The following is an 8,811-nucleotide window of genomic DNA, read 5'->3' on the forward strand; positions in this document are numbered from 1 at the left end:
AGAAATTAAAATATGGCTTTAGACTCTATATTTGATCAAAATAAAAAATACGAGAAGAGCTTTTTTCTAAGATTATTAGAGAAAGCAAGAAAAGATTATCCAGATTCAATTTCTTTTATAGATGATCTAATTTCTAAACTTCAAAATAACCCTACATATCGATTAATTTTTCGCGAAGAACTTCAAAATACATTCGGGAAAATCAATTTCGTTAGCTATTTAGTAGATAGTGGAATTCATCTGGAAGATAATTTATTATCCATTTTTAGAAAGAAAATAATGGATTCTCTTTTACCGGATATTGAAGATAATAATGAATTAACTTCTGTGGTAAATGAGATTTTTTATAATTCGAAAAACTTATCAGCAATCCGAATTATTCCAAGAGATCGTTGGCGAAAATTTTTCGAAGTATTGTATCAAGATATCGAACCAGATAATTTTAAAGGAAACGTTAATAATATTCAAAATCAGCTTTTACAAGCAATTTCTATTTTGACGGTTCGTATTACTGGTGGGTTTTCGGACAAAGAAATGATGCGTTATAGTAACGAGGTTAATTATCTTGATAATCCATTCTCTAAACTTTCGATGCAGATTAGTAACATTATCGAAAATCCACAAGCTGGCTTTGATATGTTAGAAATTAAAGAAAGTATTTCGAAATGTAAACATTTGTTAAACGATATTTTAACACAAAAAGATTACAAAGGAATTTCATTGAAAGTTGCATCAAAAATCAATCGTTTGCAACAACAATTAGTTCGTTTGCAAACAATTTTAAATAGTTATAATGAACTAAGATTACACGGAATAATTTCTTTCTATAGTCTTGCAACAAAGAAATGGGTTGAATTTTATGCACCAAAGAATTTTATGAGTAATCAGTTAGGTTCTACGGTTTATTTAATCACTTTCTTAGTGACTTATCATAATGGTAAAACGGGCGAAAAATATATTACGCAGACAGCCAAAGAGTATAATAAGATGTTTTGGACAGCTTGTGGAGGTGGCTTTATTGTTTCTTTTTTGTGTTTTATCAAAACCGGAATTGGAAATATACATGATACATCGCCATTGTTTAAAGCTTTTTTCTTTAGTATTAATTACGCTGTTGGTTTCTGTACGATTTATTTGACACATATGACGCTTGCTACAAAACAGCCTTCTATGACAGCGGCTCGTTTAGCTCGTTCGCTTGTGCCAACTTCTGGTTCTGAACTGAATGTGAAAGATTTTACAACTTTATTTGCGCAATTAGTAAGAAGCCAAATGATTGCTTTTTTAGGAAATGTTGTTGCGGGTTTTGTGGTTTCATTAGGAATATTTTATTTACTCAACGAAATCTTAGGATTAGAAGTTTTAAAATATTCTAAAGCTTATCATTATTGGGAAGAAGTGGTGACAATGGATTGGCATATTTTTTACTTCGGAGCAATTGCTGGAGTCTTCTTATTCCTTTCAGGATTAATTTCGGGAATTACAATTAATAATCAACGTTTTCATAATATTCCAGAACGTATTTATAATCATCCAATTTTGAAGAAATCATTTTCAGAACGTAGAAGAAGAAGAATTTCGAATTGGTTTGAGAAAAATATGGGAGGAGTTGTCGGTAATGTTGCATTCGGTTTTATGATGGGATGTGCCTTTTTGATTGGGGATTTTACAGGTCAACCTTTCGATATTCGACATATTACTTTCGTTTCAGGAAACTTCGCGATTGGTATTGGAGGAATGGGCTATCATTTTGATATTGGACCAATGATTATAGGTTTTATTGCAATTTTCATGGTTGGTTGGAGCAACTTCTTAGTTAGTTTTATCTTATCATTATTAATGGCAATGCGATCTAATAATATTCCTTTTTATAAGATTTTTACGATGATTTCACATACATTAAAAGCATTTTTCCGAAATCCATTACCATTTTTTATTCCGCCTTTATGGACAAAAAACAAAGAAGAAGCTTAGTTACAAATGGAAACAAACTTTGAAAAACTATTACGTTACGATAAAGCTTATCTTAAAATGGCTTTTGAATGGGCGAATCTATCCTATTGTGAACGCAAAAAAGTTGGTGCAATTATTGTTAAAAATCGAATGATTATTTCTGATGGTTACAATGGTACGCCAAGTGGTTTTGAGAACAAATGCGAGGACGAAGCAGGGAATACAAAATGGCATGTTTTGCACGCCGAAGCAAATGCAATCCTAAAATGTGCAACGTCTACACAATCTGCAGAAGGAGCGACATTGTATATTACACTTTCGCCTTGTACAGATTGTAGCAAACTTATTCTGCAAGCAGGTATAAAGCGCATCGTTTACATTCAACAATACAAAGATCTTTCTGGGTTAGAGTTTTTAGAAAAATCAGGAATTACAATTCGACAAATTACAGAAGAAGAATTATACAGTTAGCATTTTAATGAGAAGTTTTTTCAAGGTTATTAATATCGTATTAGTTGTGATGATTATTTTCTTAATCGGTTTTATGGTTGGGAAAAAATACGACTTTGCGTTCGATGAAAACAAGGATATTGTAGGTTTGCAATATTCGGATAACGAACAAAAAATTCGTCGATTAGTTTCTTTGATTGACAATGAATATGTGAACGATGTTAATTCGGATAGTTTGGTTGATGATGCGATTCATTATATGGTTGCCAAGCTAGATCCACATAGCACATATATCGACAAAGCTTCTGTACAAAAGGCAGAAGAACAATTGAAAGGTGAATTTGTTGGAATTGGTATTCAATTTCGTACAATGAATGACACCATTGTTGTTGAACGTACATTACCTGGAACGAAAAATTATGGTAAACTAGAGTTTGGAGATCAATTAGTTGCTGCAGATAATCAATCTTTGGTTGCAAAAGATAATAAAACAATAGAAGGTTTATTGAAAGGTAAGAAAGGATCGGAAGTTAAACTATCTGTTATTCGCGATCGAAAACCAGTTTCTGTTACGCTAAATCGAACTATTGTTCCAATTCCTACGGTTACTGGAAAACATATGTTAACGAAAGATATTGGTTATCTTAAATTGACTCGTTTTTCTGAAAATTCTGCAAATGAAGTTCACGAAGGTTTACAAAATTTATTGGATCAAGGCATGAAAACTTTGGTGTTCGATTTACGCGGAAATCCTGGAGGAATCATGCATATTGCAGAAGAAATTGCAGATGAATTTTTGACGAAAAACGAATTGATAGTTTACACACAAGACAAACAAAAACGTAAAAAATATATTTACGCTACAAATAGAGGTCTTTTCGAGCAAGGGAAAATTTATGTTTTAATGGACGAAAATTCTGCTTCCTCGAGTGAGATTGTTGCGGGAGCTTTGCAAGATTACGGACGTGGAATTATCGTTGGTCGTCGTTCGTTTGGTAAAGGTTTGGTGCAACGCGAAATTAGTTTAGGAGATGGTACTAAGGTACGTTTGACTGTTGCAAACTATTACACACCTTCTGGACGATCTATTCAAAAACCTTTTGATAAAAAAACGGCAAAATACAGCGACGATTTATACAAACGTTTAAAATCGGGTGAATTATATAGTAAAGACTCAATTAAAATCAATAAAGATTTAGAGTTTACAGCGCCTTCAGGTAAAAAAGTGTACGGTGGTGGTGGAATTATTCCTGATGAGTTTGTTGCATTAGATACAAATTCGGTTTCGAACTGGTTGTATTATAATCAAGATGCAAATTATTTTAATGACTTTTTATTCAAGAAAATTTATTCAATTCACGATTTTTTCATGTTTCATAACGAAGCAATTTATCTAAAATATTTTAGTGCTGGGATGTATAGAAATGAGTTTTTAGGTGTTTTAGGAATTCCTTCAAATGAGTTTAACCCTGTCTTTTCAACAACTGTTGATAACTACATGAAAGCCACAATTGCTGGAACTTTATATGGTTCTCGTGCATTTTATCAAGTTTGGATGCCCGAAGATGAAATGATAAAGCGTATTTTTGAACTTGAAAAAATAACGAAGTAAATGCTGTGGAAAGATGCTTTGTATGACTATCAAATGTATCTGAAATTAGAAAAAAGAGTTTCTGCCAATACAATTGAAGGTTATCTACGCGATATTCAAAAATTAATTAATTATTCTGATAAACAACCTTTAGATTATTCACAAGATGATTTAAGGGATTTTGTACACGATTTTGCATCGAGTGAATATAGCGTGCGTTCGCAAGCGCGTGTTATTTCTGGCTTGAAAAGCTTTTTTGGGTACTTACAACTCGAAGATTTTAGAGAAGATAATCCAACTTCTTTGCTCGAAACTCCAAAAATTGGGATGAAACTTCCTGATGTACTTTCTGAAAAAGAAATTGATAAAATGATTGAAGTAATTGATTTATCAAAACCAGAAGGACAGCGCAATCGTGCGATTATAGAAGTGCTTTATGGTTGTGGTTTGCGTGTTTCGGAATTGATAAATCTCAAAATTTCTGATCTCTTTTTTGATGATGGTTTTATTCGTGTCATTGGGAAAGGAAACAAACAAAGACTTGTTCCGATTAGCGATTATACGATAAAATATATTAACTTGTACAAAGAAAGTATTCGTATTCATCTTCCTATACAAGCTGGTTTCGAAGATTTTTTGTTCTTAAATAGAAGAGGTAAAAACCTGACACGTGTGATGATTTTTACAATCGTGAAAGAATTATCGATAATTGCTGGAGTTAAAAAAACAATTAGTCCGCATACATTTCGTCATTCTTTTGCGACTCATTTATTGAAAAATGGAGCAGATCTTCGTGCAATTCAGTTAATGTTGGGACACGAAAGTATTACGACGACTGAAATTTATACGCATGTTGATCAAGAATTTATTCGAGATGCGATTATCAAATTTCACCCGAGAAATAAATAGTTTAATCATCCTGAATCTGTTTCAGATTTTACATTAAATAGAAAAGAAATGATAAAATCATTCAAGTTTTGTCCCAATTGTGGACATACGATCGATCACTTTGACTTTAGAAAAATGACATGCAACAATTGCGATTTGGTCTATTATCAAAACGTAGCTGCTGCGGTGGCGGTTATTCTTAAAAAAGATGACAAAATCTTGTTTACTGTTCGTAATAAAGAACCAAAAAAGGGAATGTTAGATTTAGCTGGTGGATTTACAGATCCAGATGAGTCGGCAGAAAGAACGTGTCAACGAGAGATTGAAGAAGAATTAGGAATTAAAATTCCTTTAGAGAATTTCAAGTATTTTCTTTCGCAACCCAATACATACGAGTACAAAGAAGTTCCGTATAAAACGTGTGATTTAGCATTTATTGCTGATTTTCCTGACGAAGAAATTGTTCTTGAAAAAGATGAAATTGCAGCTATAAAATGGATTGCTATCAACGAAATTAATTTAGACGACATTGGTTTTGATTCATTAAGAAAAGTGGTAGAAATTTATATTAATTCTTTGAAATAGTTCACATGATGTTGAAATAAGTTCAACCGGGCGTGATTTGTCAACCTGAACTCGTTTCAGGTTCTCATCATTAAAATATTAACAATGAAAAAAATACTTTTATTAAGTGCTATTTTCCTAACAATGGTTTCGTGTAGCACGCAGAATGTAGCGGTAGATTATGACCGAGATTTTGATTTTGAAACAAATAGAACGTATTCTTTTACGCAAACAGGAAATTTAGGATTGAATGATTTAGATTCTGCTAGATTATATTCTTCGATTGAAAAAGGAATGTTATACAGAGGTTTTCAGAAGTCGAATGATGGAAATTTAACGTTAGACGTGAAGCCAGAAGAATATGTTTCAAAACAACAAAATTCTAATGTTGGAATTGGAATGGGAACGGGTGGCTATGGTTTTGGAGGTGGAGTTTCGGTTGGAATTCCGATTATGTCTCAAAAATTAAATCAAAATTATACGATTTCGATGAAGGATGAAGGAAGATTGGTTTGGGAAGGAACCTTGAAAATTCAAATGCCATTGAAAGCTTCGCCAGAAGCTCGTGCAGCAAATATTCAGAAAGGTGTAACGAAATTGTTGCAAAAATTTCCACCTAAAAAGAAATAACAAAAACCTTGAGATTTTTCTCAAGGTTTTTTGTTTAAAATTTTGACTGATTTGAATATCCGATTCCAACGGTAAAATGCGGTCTCCAGCGTGTTTTTCTAACTGAAATAATTTATTCAAAACGGCACTTTCAGTAAACCAACGTTTTAACCTAAAAAATATTGGTAGATAATAACAATTATGTTAAGTGAAATATGATTGATATTTTCAAACTCTGAAAGATCCATTTTTTCTTTTACAAATTCTTCCATTTTTAATATATTTTTTCTGTGTCATCACGAGTGAAAAATAAATAACTTTACTATTTCTAATATCTATATTTCCATATTATATTTTTATACTATTGATAATTATATAAATTAATAATGATTTATATACAAATTTAATAAGACAGCATACATAATAATAAAATTAAAAAAGTAAACAAATTTGCTAATCCTATAATACATTTATTCAAAATACTTTTATATTAGTTAATCTATAATTAAATCATAATTTATGAAAACAATACTTTCAATAATATATCTTCTATCTTTTACTACAATATTCTGTCAAGAAAAATTAAAAATTGAATATGAATTCAGAAATGAGTTTGATTTTGAAAAAACTACAAATCAAATAAGTAAAGAAATATATAAAAATAGCAACGACAATAGGTTATATTTTGAGTTAATTACTTCTAAAAACGAATCGACTTTTAATAAAATTGATCGAGTAGACAATTCGCAAAATAAAAGTGGAGCATCAATAAGTTTTGTAAGCGGACCAGGAGGGTTTTATTATAAAAATATTAAAGAGAAGTATTCCCTTTCAGAAATAAATTATAATAACAAGAATCTACTTATTTATGATTCTATTAAACAAATGAAATGGATTCTTAAAAAAGAATATACAAAAATTTTAGGATTTGATGTGAAGAAAGCTATCCTTCAAGAGTCAGAGAATACATTTATTGAAGCTTGGTATGCGCCTAAGCTTGATTTTAAAAATGGTCCAACAAATTATGATGGTTTACCTGGAGTCATTTTAAAATTAACTATAATTAATAAAGATGGAAATCAAGAAAATAAACAAATTTATTCAGCAATAAAAGTCAATGTGAGTGATAAATTTAAAATTTCTAAACCAATAAAGGGAAAACAGTTAAATCAAACTGATTTTGATAAAATGATTCAAAAAGACAATATAAATTTTAATGAAACATTTTTACAAAAATAAAAAAGGTTAGACTAAAAAAATAAAACCCAAGTCTCTTTTATACTTACACTCTTTAAGAGATGGTGCCAAAATAATAAAGATGAGTTTTAATAACTCACCTTTATTATTTTATATTGCCTAATTGATCATTCCTATATTATAAATTTTTTTATTTTTCCCACTCAAATATTAATTCTATATCAACTCTTTCTCTTTTTGGAAATTTAAAGTTACTATCTATTTCTCTTAGTTTATTTTTAATTCTTTCTGGTGTTTCAAATTTCAATTTTGGATATTCTTCAATATTTTTAATTTCATATGAAGTATCTAATAAAGGGTTTTTAATATTACTAACTTCAATTTTTGTAGCGTTTTTTAAAAACCATGAGTATCTTTTTTTATCTTCTTCAATAGAAACAATAGCTCCAGGTAATCCATTAAACTTCCATGGACCAACAGAAATTGGAATATCTAATGTAAACCAAACAGTATAATTCCTACCTCTAAAAGAAGTAGTGGCTTTCCTAATATTCAAATTATTTTCTTTTTTTATTTCGTCCCATATCTTCCAATTCATTTTAGGGGTTTTTTCTTTAAATATGAACATTTCTACATCTATTTGTTCTTGTATTATTACAACAGAATCTTTTAAATTACTATATATCAAATCATTATCTAAAAAATTTTGATTTAACACAATGTTATTGGCATCTATCGAATTAGTATCTGTATTTTTTAATTTCTTTTCTACTGTATACAAACTTTCTTTTGTTTTTACATTGTATTCTAATGTTGTATTATATATAGTCGTTTTATTAAATATAGATATATAATTTCTAAACTCGTATTCTAATTTATAATTCTGACTATAAACAATATTTACACATAAAATATTCAATAACAATAAAATTAACTTCCTTTCCATAATTATTAAGTGTATAAAAAAAGCTATTAAATAATAGCCTTTTTTTATTTATTCTCCGCCTGCTAATCTATCTGCAACCTCTTGCAGATATTCTTCTGCTTTTCTTTTACATGCATCTTCTGTTATAGTCCATACTATTGTTTCTCCAGCAAGTGTTCCATCAGCATGGAATACTTTAATATTACACCATCCACCAAAAAATTCAGTTTTTAACTGTAGAGATGTTTGATTTGCTAAAACAGACGATGATCCAAAAATAGCAAAGATTCCTAATAATAATAATTTCTTCATTTTTTTTAGTTTAAACATTATTGTTAATTTATCTAAGATAGATATATAATTTATATATAACAATATTTTAAATACTTAATTTATTAAAATATGAAAAAGGAGTTTTTAACATTAAAATTGTAATTAAATAATATTCTATAACAGATTTTATGTAAAATACAAAACCTCCAAATGGAGGTTTTTTTTTATGTTCTATAATACTAATTATGTTAAGTAATGTTTTTTAATGACTAAAGTCACTTTTTTATTTTTATAAATTACGGTTTTCCATAATTATATTTATTATTTCATTTTTAAAATTGTATTGTAATCTTCCCCTTGT

Annotated in this window: 9 protein-coding genes; 7 read left to right on the plus strand and 2 right to left on the minus strand. The window is 29.5% G+C overall.

The window, feature by feature from the left end:
* Positions 1 to 12: 12 nt before the first annotated feature.
* The 7 genes from B3578_RS05745 to B3578_RS05775 all read left to right on the plus strand — a co-directional run bounded on the left by B3578_RS05745 (position 13) and on the right by B3578_RS05775 (position 7,294).
* Entirely contained in the window at positions 13 to 1,974 is a 1,962-nt protein-coding gene (locus tag B3578_RS05745; RefSeq protein WP_280035452.1) for a site-specific recombinase Gcr, read from the plus strand.
* A gap of 6 nt (positions 1,975 to 1,980) precedes the next feature.
* Positions 1,981 to 2,424 carry a deoxycytidylate deaminase gene (locus B3578_RS05750; RefSeq protein ID WP_291047243.1) on the plus strand — a complete coding sequence of 148 codons (444 nt, stop codon included), beginning with the start codon at positions 1,981 to 1,983 and terminating at the stop codon, positions 2,422 to 2,424.
* A gap of 7 nt (positions 2,425 to 2,431) precedes the next feature.
* Complete coding sequence (locus B3578_RS05755; RefSeq protein WP_291047245.1) at positions 2,432 to 4,015, plus strand: S41 family peptidase; 1,584 nt, start codon at positions 2,432 to 2,434, stop codon at positions 4,013 to 4,015.
* The gene (xerD, locus tag B3578_RS05760; protein ID WP_180905186.1) at positions 4,016 to 4,903 is read left to right on the plus strand and encodes a site-specific tyrosine recombinase XerD; all 888 of its coding nucleotides are present in this window, start codon (positions 4,016 to 4,018) and stop codon (positions 4,901 to 4,903) included.
* Positions 4,904 to 4,951: 48 nt separating this feature from the next.
* A complete protein-coding gene (locus tag B3578_RS05765; protein WP_291047248.1) occupies positions 4,952 to 5,467 on the plus strand; it encodes an NUDIX hydrolase in 516 nt (171 codons plus the stop codon).
* Between the two features lie 84 nt (positions 5,468 to 5,551).
* On the plus strand, positions 5,552 to 6,076 hold the full coding sequence (locus B3578_RS05770) for a DUF4136 domain-containing protein (protein ID WP_291047250.1): 525 nt from the start codon (positions 5,552 to 5,554) through the stop codon (positions 6,074 to 6,076).
* Between the two features lie 498 nt (positions 6,077 to 6,574).
* A complete protein-coding gene (locus B3578_RS05775) occupies positions 6,575 to 7,294 on the plus strand; it encodes a GLPGLI family protein (RefSeq protein ID WP_291047252.1) in 720 nt (239 codons plus the stop codon).
* Between the two features lie 148 nt (positions 7,295 to 7,442).
* Here B3578_RS05775 and B3578_RS05780 read toward each other — a convergent pair whose 3' ends face one another.
* Together B3578_RS05780 and B3578_RS05785 are read right to left on the minus strand one after the other, a co-directional pair.
* Positions 7,443 to 8,198 (minus strand): GLPGLI family protein, encoded by a 756-nt coding sequence (locus B3578_RS05780; RefSeq protein WP_291047254.1) that lies wholly within the window; start codon positions 8,196 to 8,198, stop codon positions 7,443 to 7,445.
* Positions 8,199 to 8,246: 48 nt separating this feature from the next.
* Positions 8,247 to 8,489, minus strand: coding sequence for a hypothetical protein (locus tag B3578_RS05785; protein WP_291047256.1), 243 nt, complete (start codon positions 8,487 to 8,489; stop codon positions 8,247 to 8,249).
* Positions 8,490 to 8,811: the final 322 nt, after the last annotated feature.

The sequence above is a fragment of the Empedobacter sp. UBA1574 genome, assembly GCF_002322895.1.
In the GTDB taxonomy this organism is placed as follows: domain Bacteria; phylum Bacteroidota; class Bacteroidia; order Flavobacteriales; family Weeksellaceae; genus Empedobacter; species Empedobacter falsenii_B.